The organism is Streptomyces sp. TLI_146 (assembly GCF_002846415.1).
In the GTDB taxonomy this organism is placed as follows: domain Bacteria; phylum Actinomycetota; class Actinomycetes; order Streptomycetales; family Streptomycetaceae; genus Streptomyces.
Window position 1 is genome coordinate 1,981,184 of the sequence record NZ_PJMX01000001.1, and the last position, 15,640, is coordinate 1,996,823.

General features: G+C 70.2%; 13 protein-coding genes, 1 tRNA gene and 1 pseudogene. 9 read left to right on the forward strand and 6 right to left on the reverse strand.

The window, feature by feature from the left end; genetic code table 11:
• Positions 1-52: 52 nt before the first annotated feature.
• Complete coding sequence (locus tag BX283_RS09105; RefSeq protein ID WP_101387127.1) at positions 53-661, reverse strand: hypothetical protein; 609 nt, start codon at positions 659-661, stop codon at positions 53-55.
• A 317-nt stretch (positions 662-978) separates the two neighbouring features.
• Positions 979-1,239 (reverse strand): IS3 family transposase, encoded by a 261-nt coding sequence (locus tag BX283_RS42415; protein ID WP_101387128.1) that lies wholly within the window; start codon positions 1,237-1,239, stop codon positions 979-981.
• 287 nt (positions 1,240-1,526) lie between these two features.
• Between BX283_RS42415 and BX283_RS09115 the strand changes: the two genes are divergently transcribed.
• Together BX283_RS09115 and BX283_RS09120 are read left to right on the forward strand one after the other, a co-directional pair.
• Positions 1,527-2,648 (forward strand): endonuclease VII domain-containing protein, encoded by a 1,122-nt coding sequence (locus tag BX283_RS09115; protein ID WP_257582334.1) that lies wholly within the window; start codon positions 1,527-1,529, stop codon positions 2,646-2,648.
• A gap of 283 nt (positions 2,649-2,931) precedes the next feature.
• A tRNA-Pro gene (locus BX283_RS09120) sits at positions 2,932-3,008 on the forward strand.
• Positions 3,009-3,175: 167 nt separating this feature from the next.
• Here BX283_RS09120 and BX283_RS09125 read toward each other — a convergent pair.
• The 3 genes and pseudogenes from BX283_RS09125 to BX283_RS09135 form a co-directional block, all read right to left on the reverse strand.
• On the reverse strand, positions 3,176-4,213 hold the full coding sequence (locus tag BX283_RS09125; RefSeq protein ID WP_257582336.1) for an IS110 family transposase: 1,038 nt from the start codon (positions 4,211-4,213) through the stop codon (positions 3,176-3,178).
• A gap of 756 nt (positions 4,214-4,969) precedes the next feature.
• On the reverse strand, positions 4,970-6,469 hold the full coding sequence (locus tag BX283_RS09130) for an FUSC family protein (RefSeq protein ID WP_101387131.1): 1,500 nt from the start codon (positions 6,467-6,469) through the stop codon (positions 4,970-4,972).
• A gap of 163 nt (positions 6,470-6,632) precedes the next feature.
• Positions 6,633-7,520 (reverse strand): annotated as a pseudogene (locus BX283_RS09135) (FUSC family protein); the annotation flags it as partial.
• Between the two features lie 280 nt (positions 7,521-7,800).
• Between BX283_RS09135 and BX283_RS09140 the strand changes: the two are divergent.
• From BX283_RS09140 to BX283_RS09150, 3 genes are all read left to right on the forward strand, one after another.
• Positions 7,801-8,310 (forward strand): Lrp/AsnC family transcriptional regulator, encoded by a 510-nt coding sequence (locus BX283_RS09140; RefSeq protein WP_101387132.1) that lies wholly within the window; start codon positions 7,801-7,803, stop codon positions 8,308-8,310.
• Between the two features lie 175 nt (positions 8,311-8,485).
• Positions 8,486-9,184 carry a type 1 glutamine amidotransferase domain-containing protein gene (locus tag BX283_RS09145; protein WP_101387133.1) on the forward strand — a complete coding sequence of 233 codons (699 nt, stop codon included), beginning with the start codon at positions 8,486-8,488 and terminating at the stop codon, positions 9,182-9,184.
• A 165-nt stretch (positions 9,185-9,349) separates the two neighbouring features.
• The gene (locus BX283_RS09150; protein ID WP_101387134.1) at positions 9,350-9,673 is read left to right on the forward strand and encodes a cupin; all 324 of its coding nucleotides are present in this window, start codon (positions 9,350-9,352) and stop codon (positions 9,671-9,673) included.
• On the opposite strand, the gene BX283_RS09155 is transcribed toward BX283_RS09150, so the two are convergent.
• On the reverse strand, positions 9,657-10,574 hold the full coding sequence (locus tag BX283_RS09155; RefSeq protein ID WP_101392239.1) for a tellurite resistance/C4-dicarboxylate transporter family protein: 918 nt from the start codon (positions 10,572-10,574) through the stop codon (positions 9,657-9,659). The two genes, BX283_RS09150 and BX283_RS09155, sit on opposite strands and share 17 nt — an antisense overlap.
• A gap of 255 nt (positions 10,575-10,829) precedes the next feature.
• On the opposite strand from BX283_RS09155, the gene BX283_RS09160 reads away from it, so the two are divergent.
• From BX283_RS09160 to BX283_RS09175, 4 genes are all read left to right on the forward strand, one after another.
• The gene (locus BX283_RS09160) at positions 10,830-11,882 is read left to right on the forward strand and encodes a chitinase (RefSeq protein WP_101387135.1); all 1,053 of its coding nucleotides are present in this window, start codon (positions 10,830-10,832) and stop codon (positions 11,880-11,882) included.
• Positions 11,883-12,262: 380 nt separating this feature from the next.
• Positions 12,263-12,490: a type A2 lantipeptide gene (locus BX283_RS09165; RefSeq protein ID WP_101387136.1), complete on the forward strand. Its 228-nt coding sequence runs from the start codon at positions 12,263-12,265 to the stop codon at positions 12,488-12,490.
• A gap of 74 nt (positions 12,491-12,564) precedes the next feature.
• Positions 12,565-13,371 (forward strand): HlyD family efflux transporter periplasmic adaptor subunit, encoded by an 807-nt coding sequence (locus tag BX283_RS09170; protein ID WP_101387137.1) that lies wholly within the window; start codon positions 12,565-12,567, stop codon positions 13,369-13,371.
• A 151-nt stretch (positions 13,372-13,522) separates the two neighbouring features.
• On the forward strand, positions 13,523-15,640 hold the full coding sequence (locus BX283_RS09175; RefSeq protein ID WP_257584274.1) for an NHLP family bacteriocin export ABC transporter peptidase/permease/ATPase subunit: 2,118 nt from the start codon (positions 13,523-13,525) through the stop codon (positions 15,638-15,640).

Sequence of the window (15,640 nt, forward strand, 5' to 3'; positions counted from 1 at the left end):
CGAAAACGTGTTGGGGCCCCCACGCCGGCGTGGGGGCCCCAACACGTTCAACCTAGGGAAATCTCGGGTGATACCATTCGAGACTCAAAGAATCCGAGTGCAGCCGAGGAATATATCCGCCAGCATCACCCTCACCGCGCAGAGCTGCGTTCATACTGGCAACCATCGAGCCAAGCGAGGGCCAGGCCATCTGGTAGATTCCATCCCCGTCACTGTACTGCAGCACTGCTCCATAGGAATCGCCCTTCCTGTGGTCAACCACCAACTCATCGCCCGACACTGTGCGCGCAAAGGGCACCCACTCATCATGCAGTGTCTGACCGAGAGCGTAAGAGGCTGAGCCGTCCTCGATACTCGACTCCACATTGCGAAGCATGTACGAATAGGCAAGGGCGGCGCGTTGAGCGCTGTACGGTGCGTAATACTGAGGCAAGAACGCCTCCGGCGCTCCCCCCGCGTCAAGCCTACTGAATCCGTCGTGGAGCAGAAGCCACTGCTCAAACTCCGGATGGACGGCGAAACGCCCGTCGGCGATCTGCCGGATAGTCTCCACATCTGCTGGAGGGCGCAGAATGCCGTAGGTGACCGGGGCATTATCTCTAAGCCAGGTCTCAAACCACTCCCACTCCTCAACTAACCCACTCGCGTTCGACACCGTCACGCTAATCTCCTTTTTGTACATGTGAGCGCGAAAGGCACTTCACCGCCGGAAGGCACGCCAGCCCCCGCGCCAGTGGACCCGTGGGCTCGACGAGCAACGATATTAGTACGGCGAAAATATGCAGGTACCAGTCCCGGAATCATTGACTCATTCTGGCCTGCCGGAGGGGACCACCGCGTTCCGCGCAGCCTGGCACCACCCACTCGCACTCGGTCACCTACGCGCCAGTGGACTCGCCGCCGAAGCACACTGAACCGCCCCGGGTTCGGTAGAGACCTCGGAGTGCCCCGGGTTTCGTGGAGCTGAGTTACTTGGTTTCACGCTACCGGTGGTGTGCGGAGTTCGTACTCCACTGGGCTGAGCATGCCCAGGGCCGAGTGTCTGCGCTGTCGGTTGTGGAAGATCTCGAGGTACTCGAAGAGCGCGGTGGACAGCTCGAGTCGAGCCCTCCATCGCCGGCGGTTGAGTAGTTCGACCTGGACGTGGGCCCAGAAGGACTCAATCATCGCGTTGTCCACGCAGTCCCCGATGGAGCCGGTCGAGGCCGCGATACCGGCCGTATCCAGGTGCTCGGCCAGCTTGAAACTGGTGTACTGCCTGCCCGGAGATCCGTCGCCGCGTTGCGGGCCGTTAGCCTGTTGCCATGTCGGAGCGTGTCGTGACCGGTCGCGCTGGCGGTCTGATCAGCCTGGGCGTCGCGGACGCGTTGTGGGCTGATCTGACGGCTGACAGCGCAGTGCCGACGGCTTCTGGGGCATTGACCCGCTCTTCTTCCCGTTCCCGGGCGGGCTACGTCCTGCTCGGTGCCCGTGCGGTGACGACGGTGAGGGCGAGCAGCGGTTCGTGGCGTGTTTCGGAAGGTGAGGTGCGCCGGGCGGCCGCGGAGTTGAACGCGGTGGCGATGGACCGGCAGGACCTGGTCCGCATCGGTCCCTTCCGCAGGGAGCCAAGGCAGGAGGCCGCCGAGGAAACGACGCTGCGCTGGCGCCGGCGCATCGCGCGGGAACTGCATCAGCCGGGCAGCCCCGAGCGCACAGCACAGTATGAAGAGGGCCGGTCGTACCATCTGGGGGGAATCGACTGGCGACAGGTACTCGTGGAGCAGCTCCGCGACGGGGCGCAGCGGACGTGGTGGCTGCCGCGCACCGTGGTCCGGCTGCTGGATGCAGCCGAACACGCCGAAACACAGTGGGGGCACGCCACGCACAGGCGCCAGACACACACAAGCGTCACTGACCCGCTTCCCCACCCCCGACAAGCCCCGGACGCGGACAACCGGCAACCAATCGGTCCCGAGGGTTCCGCCGCCACGCTGCGCCGGTACAACAATGAACTGGAAGGCCAGCTGTACTCGGTGCTCAGCAAGAAGCCCGGCACCTCCCGCAGGGTGACCGGATGGGCGTGCGCCGTCTGCAACACCGCACCCGCCGCCGTCCTCGACCATTGCCATGAACACGGCTACGTCCGCGGCCCGGTCTGCCAGTCCTGCAACACCCAGGAGCGCCCCGACCATCTGTACAGCAACGACATCCGCGTGGCCGGCCGCTACACCCGTCTCTTCCACACCGACACCGAGGACTGGCTCCGCCACTGGCACCGCTGCCCCGGCTGCCGCGCCCGCACCACCCTCCCGTTGCCGCACCTCGCCGCCTGGACCGCCCATGTGGCCTGCCGCTCCCTGCGCCCCACCCACCCCGCACCCCGCGGACGCAAGCCCTGCGGCACGCTGCGCGTGTCCTGGAGGGGCAGTCACCACGCGCCCCACTCCTGTCTCCTCACGGTCTCCGTCGACTTCTGCCCCTCCGGCGAGCACCGCGTCCTGGCCCAAGTCCCCTACCGCGAGGCCGCCGAGCAGTTCCGCACCTGGCTGGCCCCGACGGCCCCTGCCGTGGCCGCCGCGGCCGGCCCCGACCGCCTGGACAGCCTCCCCGACCGGCCCCGGCCCGTCATCGCGGACCCCAACGGCGAGGGCCTGGCACTGTTCTGAGCGAGCACCAGCGAACCTGCCAACGCAGCTCGCAGCTCCAGGCTCCGACACGGTCTCCCCGCACACCTCAGCGAAATGCGCAGCAGAGCTACCTGGAGCCCTGCTGCACAAGGGGCACGATGGGCCGTCGACGCGGCGGAAGGATCCCCTTGATGCCCAGGCACCCGGTCGCACGGGCCGGATTCCTCCGGCACCCGCTTTTGACGGGCCCAAGCGTGCACAGTCCCCCTGATATGGTTCCCATGCACGAATGGCCGGTGGAATCCCCAGGTCAGACGGGCATCGGGACGTGGCGCAGCTTGGTAGCGCACTTGACTGGGGGTCAAGGGGTCGCAGGTTCAAATCCTGTCGTCCCGACCAACGCTTGACGCTGGTCGAAGATCGTCTCTGCAGAGGCGAGAAGACAGCCTCCAGCATCCTCCGGGGCGGGCTGGTCACAACGATCACCCTCCATCTGCGAGCTCGGCATCGCAGTCGACGACGGCCCACCACGCGCCCCGCGCAGAACTCCCCCTGACCGGCCCCGTTCACGAGCAAGCCGGCCCTCGACGCTGCCCCTCAACAAGGCGGTAGACCTCCCGGGCCACATACCGCTTCAGGCAGCGGATGATCTCGCGCCGGGTCTTCCCTTCCGCCATCCGCCGCTCGTAGTACGCCTGGGTACGCGGGTCCCAGCGCAGCCGGGTCAGCACGATCCGGTACAGCGCGGCATTGGCCTGCCGGTCACCACCCCGGTTGAGCCGCCGATGACATCTACTCCCCGAGGAATACTCAACCGGGCTTGCCCCACACAACGCGGCGAACGACGCTTCGCTGCGCACGCGGCCCGCGTTGTCGCCCATCGTGATCAACAAGACAGCGGCGCTCCGCGGCCCGGCCCCCGCCGCCGCGAACAACGCCGGGTAGTGCGACTCAACCACCTCAGCCAGACGCTGCTCCAGCTCCCGGGCCTGCACGGTGAGCTGCTCGATCCGCTCAGCCAGTGCGCGCAACGTGAACTTCGTGGCCCGCACCACAGGGTCGTCACCCCTGTCATCTTCACGAAAGTTGGCACACGCCCGAATCAGCGCTCGACGCTTCAATGCCGCCAGCTCCTCCCGCAGGGCCGGCTCGGCCGTGACCAAGACCGCCTTGAGCTGATTGACAGCCTGGGTACGGGCCTTGACAGCGGAATCCCGGACCACGTTGTACATCCGGGCAATCTCCACCGGGCCATCCCCCGCCTTCACACGCGAGCGCGCACGACCACTGAGCACAGCACGGGCAGCGGCCTGTGCGTCGGCCTGATCAGATTTACTCCGCCGGCGACGAGCCGAACGGCCCGGCCCAGGGGCCTCCAATACGTCGATCCCCCGCGACAGCAGATACCGGGACAGCGCCGCCCCGTAATTACCCGATCCCTCCACCCCGGCACGCCGCACAACACCCAACTGGGCCGCCCACTCAACGAGGTGGCCATATCCGAGCGCGGTAGCCGGAAAGCCCTGCACAGCAAGCGTCTTCCCCACCACTGAAACCACAGCCGCCTCATGCGTATCCCGGTGCGTGTCGACACCGAGAATCACCTCCTCAGCACCCTCAGGGAAATTGAGGGGAACAGGGTTCGCGACGATCGTTCATCCACCGCCTTCGATAGGTTCACGTCGGCGTCGCCACTGGCCCGGAGGAGCGGTCATCAGTGAGACAGTGCACATTCCTCATGCAAGTCAGTGCTCTAGACACACTCCCCCGAGACAGGCCCCGCGCATGCCGCCCTGGACCGGTGATCGACGCAGGATCGTTAGGACACCTCGGTCAGAAATTTCAGGAGCCAGAGCCCGGATAGCGACAGCATCGCTGTCATTCTCCCCAGCCGCCCAACGTCGGCACACCGCTACCTGCGCACCAGTGAACCCCCGCGAAGCACACCCCGCCCGACGCAACGCGCGCTCTGTACCGGCGCGAAACCGTGCGCCCGCGCACACAGCAGACGCCTGCTGCGGCGCGTGCCCTCGACGCCGGTCAGCCCGGCGGACTCTCAGGTCCGTCCCCCAAACGCAGAGGCCCCCGCCGCTGCCCGGCGGGGACCTCCACTATCACCAAGTCTCACAAGCGTCTCACCAACACCGTCGACGCACCTGGACTACAAGGCCCCGACCAGCGCAAACGGCCTCATCCTGGACCACGTGGACGCCAGAAGACGCTTCCGCCCACCTGTGCCAGGTAGTACCGAGGTCAACACCGCGCCCCCAAGGCAAAGGGAGCAAAGCGAGTCACTTCACCGCGTAGTGGGAACCGTCACGACGCACGAACCTGGTGTCCCTCGTGGAGCCAGGCTGCCGTCAGGCGGGAGCGACGGGGCCTTGCAACGGGACTGCGAGTGCTTTCAGTGCCTGTTCCAGGCCATGCAGATGAGCCAGAGCCAGCTCGCCGCCCGAAGGGTGCGGGGCGACAGCGGGTGCGTCGATCTCGCTTCGTGCTGCTTCGGGCCTGGTCAGTGCCTGCACCGCCGCCTCCACTCGCCAGCACGCGGCAGCGAGCCTGGCGTCGTGGGACGCATCCGGGTCCGCCGCGACGGACGCCAGGCCCCGCACTTCCTGAGCGCACTGGTTCAGCAGCTCGATCACCTGACGGGCCCGCGCTTTACGGGCTCGCAGTGGGGTGAAGGGGTGCACCAGCGGGGCCACCGAGAGCCTCACCCGCCCCAGCAGCAGTTCCAGTTCAGCGACATACCGGGCCGGATCCGCAGTCGGCGAGCCGGCCAGGCGGGCCGCGGCCTCAGACGTGCACGCGTGGACGCAGTGCAGGGCGCGTTGGATCCACGCGTCGGTGGTGGCGTGCGTGGTCACCGGCAGCACCAGGAGCACAGCGAGTGCCGCGCCGAGCGCGCCCACCCCCGTCTCCATCACCCGCAGAGCCAGCAGTCCCGGATTCAGCACTCCCAGCAGGCCGTACAGCAGCCCGGCCATCACGGTCACCGCCAGCATCATCCACGTATACGACACCGCGGCCGTATAGAAGATGCCGAACACGCAGACCGCGACAAGCGCCGCGGTCGGAGCACCCGCTCCATCCAGCGGAACAGCAATCACCAGGCCAAGAGCGATGCCGATCACGGTCCCCAAGACCCTCCGGAAGCCCCGGACCAGGGTTTCGCCGCGCGAGGTGGTGTTCACGAAAATCCACCACACCGCACCCACAGCCCAGTACCAGCGCTCGTGCGACACCAACTGCCCGACCAGCAGAGCGAAGGCGCCGCCCGCCATTCCCTGGACCGCCTGGCGCGTGGTCACCCGGGCAAAACCCGAACCGCCGGGCGCCATCGCCGAAACAGCGGCCGGTGACAGCCGCCTCTCGTAACACCACAGGCCAAAGCGCACCGTCGACGACGCCAGCAGGGCAAGCGCCACCGCCCCATAAAGCTCCAGCAATTGGCCCGGCACCGCGTGCAGGAACTGCGCCGCGAAAAACATCATGAACGCGAATGTCCCCAGAGCGTGGCCGCGCGGCCCCCACCGGCGGGCATACATCCCCGCGCCGAGGACCGCGACGAAGGCCACGTCCCGCACCCACGGGAAATCGTGCAGTACCGCCGCGAGAGCCAGCACCGGGAAACCCGCCACCGGCAACAAAGCTGTCGTGAGCGCCTGTCCCCGCACCGACGGATCAGCCACCGTGAACAGAGCGAGAAGCGCGGCAAGCCCACCCGCGATCGCCGCCGGCAGCGAATGCGTCGCCAGATCCGACACCGTCACCGCCAGAGCAACACCCAGGACACCCCGCGCGGCACTGCGCAACCGCAGCCGCCCCGGATCAGGCGCGACGAACACCCGCTTCAGCACGACACCTCCCTGACACCCGGAACGATCAACCCACGAAACTGATAGACAGTCAGGAAAGTCAGCAAAGGGTCAGCATCCGTCCACCCACAGACTGCCGAAGATGCCCACACCCGCACATCAAGCGACGCCAAGAAAACCGTGCCTGATCTGCGAAAACACGCCCCAGGCCCGCCACCCCCGCAGCCCGTCCGGTTGACACTACGAAGAACATCATCCAGCTGTACGAAGGCGCCGCCGTATAGAAGATCCCGAAGACGCAGACCGCGACCAGCGCCGCCGTCGGCGCGGGGGCGCCGTGCAGCGGCAGGGCGATGAGCAGACCGGCGGCGATGCCCGCGACCGTGCCGAGCACCCGGCGGAAGCCGCGGACCAGGGTCTCGCCCCGCGACGCCGTGTTCACGAAGATCCACCAGGCCGTGCCGACGGCCCAGTACCAGCGCTCGTGGGAGAGGAACTGGCCCGCCGCGACCGCGAGGGCGCAGGCCACGGTGGCCTGGAAGGCCTGGCGGGTGGTGGGCCGGGCAAGGCCGCGGCCGCTGAGCGGGGCCGGGGCGGCGGGCGGCGGGGTGCGCCGCTCGATGCACCACAGCCCGAAGCGGACCAGCGCCGAGGCGGCGATCGCCAGCGCGATCGCCCCGTACAGCTCGGGCAGCTGCGCCGGGAGCGCGTGCAGGAACTGGGTCGTAAAAAACATCATGAAGCCGAAGATGCCGAGCGCGTGGCCGCGCGGGCCCCAGCGGCGGGCGTAGACCCCCGCGAAGACCACGGCCAGCCAGGCCGAGTCGCGCAGCAGCGGGGTGCCGTGCAGCGCCGTGGCCAGGGCGAGCACGGGGAAGCCCACGGCCGGCAGGAGCGCGGTGGTGAGCGCCTGGCCCCGGACGGTGGCGTCGCCGACGGTGAAGAGCGCGAGGAGCGCGGCGAGGCCCGCGGTGATGGAGGCGGGCAGGGACATCCCGCAGAGCTCGGCGGCGGTGACCGCCAGGCCGATGCCCAGGACGGCCCGTACGGAGACCCTCAGTCGCAACAGCCCCGGATCCGGAGCCACAAACATCCTCTTCACGGCGGTCGCCGCGCCCCCCTTCGCTGGAGCAGACACCCTCTTCGGCTTGCCGGTGCGCGGGCGCGAACGGCTGCGCAGCGGCCTCGGACATGGCAAAGGCGCCGCGGTCCGGGACCGGCGTCGTCGCCGCCCCGGCGCTGCGCAGCGCCATCTACTTGCTACGTACAGAGGAAAGCACCCGCAGTGACACTGGCTCAACTGCTCTCGTTCCGACTGGGCCATTGGTACAGTTGAATCGCGTAAGACAGGACCAGGAAGGGACCAACGGACCATGGCGGTGGACGCGCTCGACACCCGGATCCTGCGGCTCCTCATCGAGCGGCCGCGCACCAGCGTGCGGGAGTACGCACGGCTGCTCGGCATCGCGCGCGGCACGCTCCAGGCGCGGCTGGACCGCCTGGAGCGGGACGGGGTGATCACCGGGACGGGCCCGTTCCTCTCCCCCGCCGCCCTCGGCCACCCGGTCCTCGCCTTCGTCCACGTCGAGGTCACCCAGGGCCATCTCGACGAGGTGGGCGACGCCCTCGCGGCCGTACCGGAGATCGTCGAGGCGTTCTCGATCACCGGTGGCGGCGATCTGCTGACCCGTGTGGTTGCCCGGGACGCCGGGCATCTCGAAGACGTCATCCAGCGTCTGATCCAGCTCCCGGGCGTGGTGCGCACCCGCACCGAGGTGGCTCTGCGCGAGCGGGTGCCGCACCGGCTGCTGCCGCTGGTGGAGGCGGTGGGGCGGGCCGCCGGAGCACCGCAGGAGACCGGCACGGGCGCGCATTCCCGCTGACCCATCGGATTTCCCATGGCTGCCATGCGGTTCTCCATTGGCCGCCCAACGAAGACGGGTCTACGTTCGAGGACATCGGCGCGACGGCCCACCGGACCTTCGGCGCCGCAGCCCGCACCTTCCCCGGGCCGCCCGGCATCCCGGGCCGGCCCGACTCCCCTCGGAGACATCTGACATGGCAAAGATCCTTTTCGTGATGACCGGCGCCGACCAGTGGACGCTCGCCGACGGCACCCTGCACCCCACCGGCTTCTGGGCGGAGGAGGCCGTGGCCCCGTACGAGGCGTTCACCGGCGCGGGCCACGAGATCGTGGTCGCCACGCCCGGCGGGGTCGTCCCGCCCGTCGACAAGGGCAGCCTGGCCGCCGAGGTCAACGGCGGCCAGGAGAACGCCGACCGCGTGGCGAAGACGCTGGCCTCGATGGACGAGCTCCGGCGCCCGGTGAAGCTGGAGGAGGTCGACCTCGACGCGTACGACGCGGTGTTCTACCCCGGCGGCCACGGCCCGATGGAGGACCTGGCGGTCGACGCCGACTCCGGCAGGCTGCTGACCGCCGCGCTCGCCTCGGGCAAGCCGCTCGGTGTGGTCTGCCACGCCCCGGCCGCGCTGCTCGCCGCGACCGGCGAGGACGGCTCCAACGCGTTCGCGGGCTACCGCCTGACCGGCTTCACCAACGCCGAGGAGACCCAGGCGGGCCTCGCGGACAAGGCGAAGTGGCTGCTCCAGGACCGTCTGGTGGAGTTCGGCGCCGACTTCCAGGAGGGCGAGCCGTGGGCCCCGCACGTGGTCACCGACCGCAATCTGGTGACCGGGCAGAACCCGGCGTCCGCCGCCCCGCTGGCCGCCGAGCTCCTGAAGCGGCTGGCCGCCTGACGGCTCGCGGCCCCGACCGCTTCCGGCCCCCGAGTTGCGTCCCGCCCGGGAGCCGGAAGTCTTGGGAGCGACGCCCGTACGGAAGACGCCCGTGGGGACGGTGCCGTGCGGAAGCCGCCCGTACGGCATCGGAGCACGGCCGTCCGGCTCAGCAAGGGGAGATCCATGCAGGACCTCGCAGCGCTCGCGGAGGAGCACCTGGCCAAGGCACGCCTCGCCTCGCACGGCCGCAGCGCCCATCTCATCGTGCACGACGGCGCGCTGCGCCAGAGCGTGATCGCGCTGACCTCGGACTCCGAGCTCGACGAGCACAACGCGCCGCTCTCGGCCACCCTCCAGGTGCTGCGCGGCCATGTGCGGCTGACGTCGAACAGCGGCAACAAGGAGCTGCGCGCGGGCGAGCTCTGCGAGATCCCCAAAGAGCGCCACGGCCTGCTGGCCCTGGAGGACTCGGCGGTGCTCCTCACCGCCGTCACGGCGACCGGGTAGCGGCGGGGTCCCCGGGGCGCCGCCCCGCTCCCCCGCCCGCCCGGGTCACCAGGAAGCCGGCCAGCGTCAGGACCCAGGCCGCCACCGCGACCCACAGCAGCACCACGCCCAGCGTGTGCAGCCCCTTGACGTGCGCGGCGGCGCCGGTGGAGAGCGTGGCCACGGCCGCCATGCCCAGCGGGAAGACGGTCGCCCAGCGCCGTACGTCGTAGTGCGGCCGGGGTCTGACCACCTCGGCCGTCAGCAGGATGGCGTACCAGGCGAGATCGAGGCCGAGCAGGACCAGGGTGGCCGTGCGCAGGGCCTGGTGGGCGTGCCCGGTCCACAGCGGGGACGCGGTCAGCTTGGAGCCCGCCAGCGCCGAGATCGCCAGCGCCCCGCCCGCGATCCACTGGTCGCCCGCCCCCGTCCACACCTGGCGGAAGTCGAACCGGACCAGTGCCTCCCCGTAGAGCAGCACCCCGAGGCAGAAGATGACGAGGGCCGCCCATGCGAGCCACTCGCCCTCGCCCGCCGCGGCCAGCGCGGCCGCGAGGACCGCGAGGCCCTGGGTGGCGACGCACACCAGGAACGCCCCGCCGGGCATCCGCCGCTTCCAGTGGCGTACGACCGAGTAGAGCAGCCCGGGCCAGAGCGCCGCGGCCAGAGCGAGCAGCGCGGCGGCGGCCGTCTGCCAGCCGAGCAGGGAGAGCCGGGTGCCGAGCACGGCCGTGGCCGCGACGGCGGTGAGCGCGGGCGGTGTGTCGGCCTCCGCGTGCCAGCGCGGGCGGTCGCGCAGGAAACGGGCCGAGAAGTTGGCGGCGAGCACCAGCCACACCGCGCCCGCCAGCGCCAGCGCGGCGCGCGAGAAGGTCTCGTGGCCGACGAGGTGGAGGCCGACGGAGACGATGCCGGTCGCCATGACGGCGGCGCCGGCCGCCGGGGGGAGTTCGGCCCACCAGGGGCCGGGAGGACGGGTCACCGTGCCATCGGTACGCGGCGGCCGCCGGGCCCGCCACTTCGGCTGCGCCAAGGGGACCACGGGAACGCCGCCCCCGGCTTGGTCCAGACCTATTGACGGAAGGTCTGGACCACTTTACGGTGTGGCGCAACCGAACCCCGTACCGCAACCGGACCCGTACGTCTCCAGGTTCCCCACAGCCCAGGAGGTACCCCCATGCTCGGTCGGAAGTTACGTCTCGCGGGAGCCGGCCTCGCGCTGGCCCTCGCCGCGCAGTTGCCCGCCGCGGCCTCGCCCGCGGCGCCCCAGGGCGACACCTGCGCGGTCAAGTCGAAGCCCGCGGGCAAGGTGCTCCAGGGCTACTGGGAGAACTGGGACGGCTCCTCCAACGGCGTCCACCCGCCGTTCGGCTGGACCCCGATCACCGACTCCCGTATCGCCACGCACGGTTACAACGTCGTCAACGCGGCCTTCCCCGTGATCCGCTCCGACGGCACCGCGCTGTGGGAGGACGGGATGGACGCGACCGTGAAGGTCGCCACCCCGGCGGAGATGTGCGCGGCCAAGGCGGCCGGGCAGACGATCCTGCTGTCCATCGGCGGGGCGGCGGCCGGGATCGACCTGAGCTCCAGTGCGGTCGCCGACCGGTTCGTCGCGACGATCGTGCCCATCCTCAAGAAGTACAACTTCGACGGAATCGACATCGATCTCGAAACCGGTCTGGTCGGCAGCGGAAATATCGGCCAGCTCTCCACTTCCCAGACGAACCTGGTCCGCATCATCGACGGCGTTCTCGCCCAAATGCCCTCGAACTTCGGACTCACGATGGCTCCGGAAACGGCGTACGTGACGGGCGGCAGCGTCGCATACGGGTCGATCTGGGGCGCATATCTGCCCATCGTGAAGAAATACGCGGACAACGGCCGGCTGTGGTGGCTGAACATGCAGTACTACAACGGCAGCATGTACGGCTGCTCCGGCGACTCGTACTCGGCCGGGACCGTCCAGGGCTTCACCGCCCAGACCGACTGCCTCAACAAGGGCCTGGTCGTCCAGGGCACCACCATCAAGGTCCCCTACGACAAGCAGGTCCCGGGGCTGCCCGCGCAGCCGGGGGCCGGGGGCGGCTATATGTCGCCGAGCCTGGTGGCGCAGGCGTGGAACCGCTACGGCGGCGCGCTGAAGGGCCTGATGACCTGGTCGATCAACTGGGACGGCTCCAGGAGCTGGACGTTCGGCGACAACGTGAAGGCGCTGCAAGGGCGCTGATTTTGTTACTCCACTGCGGAACCTCACCTTCCACAAACCTGCACACGGCATGCCCGAACCGGTCACGCCGGGCCCGCCGGGGACGGAGCCGCCCCCGGCGGGCCGGCGGCTTAAGGGCCGGAGTGTCCCACTTGGGAGAAAGGGCGCCCGGGCGAACGGAATCCATGAGGTGAAGCTCGTGAAGAAGCTGCCACCACTTCCTCAACGGACCTGCACGGGGCGGTAGTCCAGGACCGGAAGAAGGCCTGATCAGGCCTGGTGGGATTGGCTGGGCGCCGCGTCGGCGTGCTTTGATCCTGGCCCATGCGGAGCCCCCCTGACGGGCACTCTCCGCAGGGATTCCCCCACACCATTCCCCCCAACACGAAGGGCAGTTCCCCATGAACATCACCCCCCAGGTCGAGACCCGCGAGATCTCCGACGCCGACCTCGACAACGTGTCCGGCGGCCTCGTCGGCACCGCGCTCGGCAACGTGACCGGCACCGCCGACTCGCTGCTCCCGGTCTCGGGCATCGTGGGCTCGGTCACGGGTCTGGTCGAGTCGACCACCGGTGTGAACACCGGCGCGGTCACCGGCCTGGCCTCCGGCCTCGTCGCCGGTCTCTGAGACTGCGCGCGAGCCCCGGAACCCGCTCGGTTCCGGGGCTTCCCGCATTGGTTCCCAGGTAAGGGCAGCGTCCCGTGCAATTCCGTCAACAGGCCCTTTCCAAGCTGCAGTCACCGGAGGAACTCGACCTGCCGGTGCGTTTCGCGCGCCCGCAGGGGCGGCTCGTCCTCGCCGTCACCGTGGCCGTCATGGCCGCCGCCTGCTTCTGGGCGGTCACCGGATCGGTCTCCTCCACCCTGAGCGCGCCGGGCATCCTCACCCACGCCCAGGGCAGTTACGTCCTGCAGAGCCCCGTGGCCGGACAGGTCACCGGTGTACTCGCCAAGGAGGGCCAGACCCTCCCCGCCGGAGCACCGCTCCTCAAGGTCCGCACCGAGCACGGCGACCGGGTCGTCCGCGCCATCGCCGCGGGCCGGCTGACCGCGCTCAGGGCCGCCATCGGCGCGGTCGTCGCCACCGGCGCGGACGTGGCGAGCGTCGAGCGGACCGGCGGCGCCGACGACCCGCTGATGGCGATGCTGTACGTACCGGGCGACGGCGGCGCCTCGGTCCGGGTGGGCGCGCCCGTGGACCTCACCGTCCAGTCCGTGCCCAGCGGGCAGTACGGAGTGCTGCGGGGCAGGGTGGCGGCCGTCGGCCGGGTCGCCCAGACCCGCGAGCGGATCGCCGCCTTCCTCGGCGACGCCCAGCTGGGCGAGCAGTTCTCGCGGCACGGCAGGCCGGTCGCGGTCCTGGTGGAGCTCGACCGCTCGGCCGCCACGAAGTCGGGCTACCGCTGGTCCTCCGCCCAGGGCCCGCCGTACGCCGTCGACTCCATGACCCCGGCCACCGGCTCCGTCCACCTGGCCGACCAGCGTCCCCTCGATTGGCTCCTCCCGTGACCGCACCGACCGCCTCCTCCGCACCCCCGCAGCTCCCGCCCCCGGCCGCGGCCGCCACCGCCCCGAGGGCGCCCCGGCGGGCCGGCGCCGGGCGCGGCCGGCGCCGAAGGCGAAGCGGGCGAGGACCGTGCGCAGCCCCACCGTCCTCCAGATGGAGGCCCTGGAGTGCGGCGCCGCCTCGCTGGCGATGGTGCTCGCGCACCACGGCCGCCATGTGCCGCTGGAGGAGCTGCGCATCGCGTGCGGCGTCTCGCGCGACGGCTCGCGGGCCAGCAACGTGCTCAAGGCCGCCCGGAGTTACGGGCTCACGGCCAAGGGCATGCAGATGGAGCCCGCCGCGCTGGCCGAGGTACGCGGGCCCGCGATCCTCTTCTGGGAGTTCAACCACTACGTCGTCTACGACGGCACCGGCCGCCGCTTCGGACGGCGGGGCGTGTACATCAACGACCCCGACAAGGGCCGCCGGTTCGTGCCCGCCGAGGACTTCGACACCAGCTTCACCGGTGTCGTCCTGGTCCTGGAACCCGGTGACGGATTCCGGCGCGGCGGCCGCAGGCCCGGGGTGCTCGGCGCGCTGCCCGCGCGGCTGCGCGGCACCACCGGCACGATGCTGGTCGCGCTCCTCGCCAGCCTGCTGCTCGTGGCGGTCGGCGCGACGCTGCCCGCGCTGAGCCGTACGTACATCGACACGTTCCTGATAGGCGATCAGACCTCGCTGCTCGGCGTGCTGTTCGCGGCCATGGGCACCATGGTGGCGCTCACCGCAGCGCTGACCTGGCTCCAGCAGGCCAATCTGCTGCGCGGGCGCATGATCTCGTCCACGCTCGGCGGCGCCCGTTTCTTCCGGCACCTGCTCCGGCTGCCGGTGACGTTCTTCGCCCAGCGCAGCCCCGCCGACCTCGTCCAGCGCCTCCAGTCCAACGACGCGGTGGCCGAGACACTGGCCCGCGACCTCACCGCGGCGGGCGTCGACGGCGTCGTGGTGCTGCTCTACGCCTTCCTGCTGTGGACCTACGACCCGCAGCTCACCGTCATCGGGGTGGGCATCGCGCTGCTCAACGTGGTGGCGATGCGGGTGGTGGTACGGCTGCGGGCGACCCGTACCCAGAAGCTGCGGGCCGACAGCGCCCGGCTGACCAACACCTCGTACACCGGCCTCCAGTTGATCGAGACGATGAAGGCGACCGGCGGCGAGGACGGCTACTTCCGCCGCTGGGCGGGGCAGCACGCCACCACCCTGGAGGAACAGCAGCGGCTCGGGGTGCCGAGCGCGTGGCTGGGTGTCGTCGCCCCGCTGCTCGCCACCCTCAACAGCGCGCTGATCCTGTGGATCGGCGGGCTGCGGGCGGTCGAGGGGCATCTCTCGATCGGGCTGCTCGTGGCGTTCCAGGCGCTGGTGACCCGCTTCACCGCGCCGGTCACCCGGCTCAACTCGGTGGCGGGCCGCATCCAGGACTTCGCGGCCGACGTGGCCCGGCTCAAGGACGTGGAGAACTTCCCGGTGGACGCGCTGTACACGCGCGACGAGCCGGAGGCGAGCACCCGCAGGCTCAAGGGCCATGTGACGCTCGACGACATCACCTTCGGCTACAGCCCGCTGGACGCGCCGCTGCTCACCGGCTTCTCGCTGTCCGTGGGGCCGGGGCAGCAGGTGGCGCTGGTCGGCGGGTCCGGCAGCGGCAAGTCGACGGTGTCGAGGCTCATCTCGGGGCTCTACACCCCGTGGGAGGGCACGATCCGCATCGACGGGCAGCGCCTGGAGGACATCCCCCGCAGCGCGCTCGCCGCCTCGGTGTCCTTCGTCGACCAGGACGTCTTCCTCTTCGAGGGCAGCGTGCGGGACAACGTGGCGCTGTGGGACCCGTCGATCCCCGACGACGCGGTCGTCGCCGCTCTCCAGGACGCGGCCCTGTACGAGGTCGTCGCCCGCCGCCCCGGAGGCATCCACGGCCGGGTCGAGCAGGACGGCCGCAACTTCTCCGGCGGGCAGCGCCAGCGCCTGGAGATCGCCCGCGCCCTGGTGCGCCGCCCCAGCATCCTGGTCCTCGACGAGGTCACCAGCGCCCTGGACGCGGAGACCGAGCAGGTCATCATCGACAACCTGCGCCGGCGCGGCTGCGCCTGCGTCGTGATCGCCCACCGGCTGAGCACCGTCCGCGACAGCGACGAGATCGTGGTCCTGGACCACGGCGCCGTGGTGGAGCGCGGCCGCCACGAGGAGCTGCTCGCGGCGGGCGGAGCCTACGCCGAGCTGGTCAAGGAGCACTGA

Bases quoted from the DNA above. Each gene is read 5' to 3' on its own strand.
- BX283_RS09140 (WP_101387132.1), top strand. From the start codon at position 7,801: ATGGCGGTGGACGCGCTCGACACCCGGATCCTGCGGCTCCTCATCGAG.
- BX283_RS09165 (WP_101387136.1), top strand. From the start codon at position 12,263: ATGAACATCACCCCCCAGGTCGAGACCCGCGAGATCTCCGACGCCGAC.
- BX283_RS09175 (WP_257584274.1), top strand. From the start codon at position 13,523: ATGGAGGCCCTGGAGTGCGGCGCCGCCTCGCTGGCGATGGTGCTCGCG.
- BX283_RS09155 (WP_101392239.1), bottom strand. From the start codon at position 10,574: ATGGCGACCGGCATCGTCTCCGTCGGCCTCCACCTCGTCGGCCACGAG.
- BX283_RS09160 (WP_101387135.1), top strand. From the start codon at position 10,830: ATGCTCGGTCGGAAGTTACGTCTCGCGGGAGCCGGCCTCGCGCTGGCC.
- BX283_RS09150 (WP_101387134.1), top strand. From the start codon at position 9,350: ATGCAGGACCTCGCAGCGCTCGCGGAGGAGCACCTGGCCAAGGCACGC.
- BX283_RS09145 (WP_101387133.1), top strand. From the start codon at position 8,486: ATGGCAAAGATCCTTTTCGTGATGACCGGCGCCGACCAGTGGACGCTC.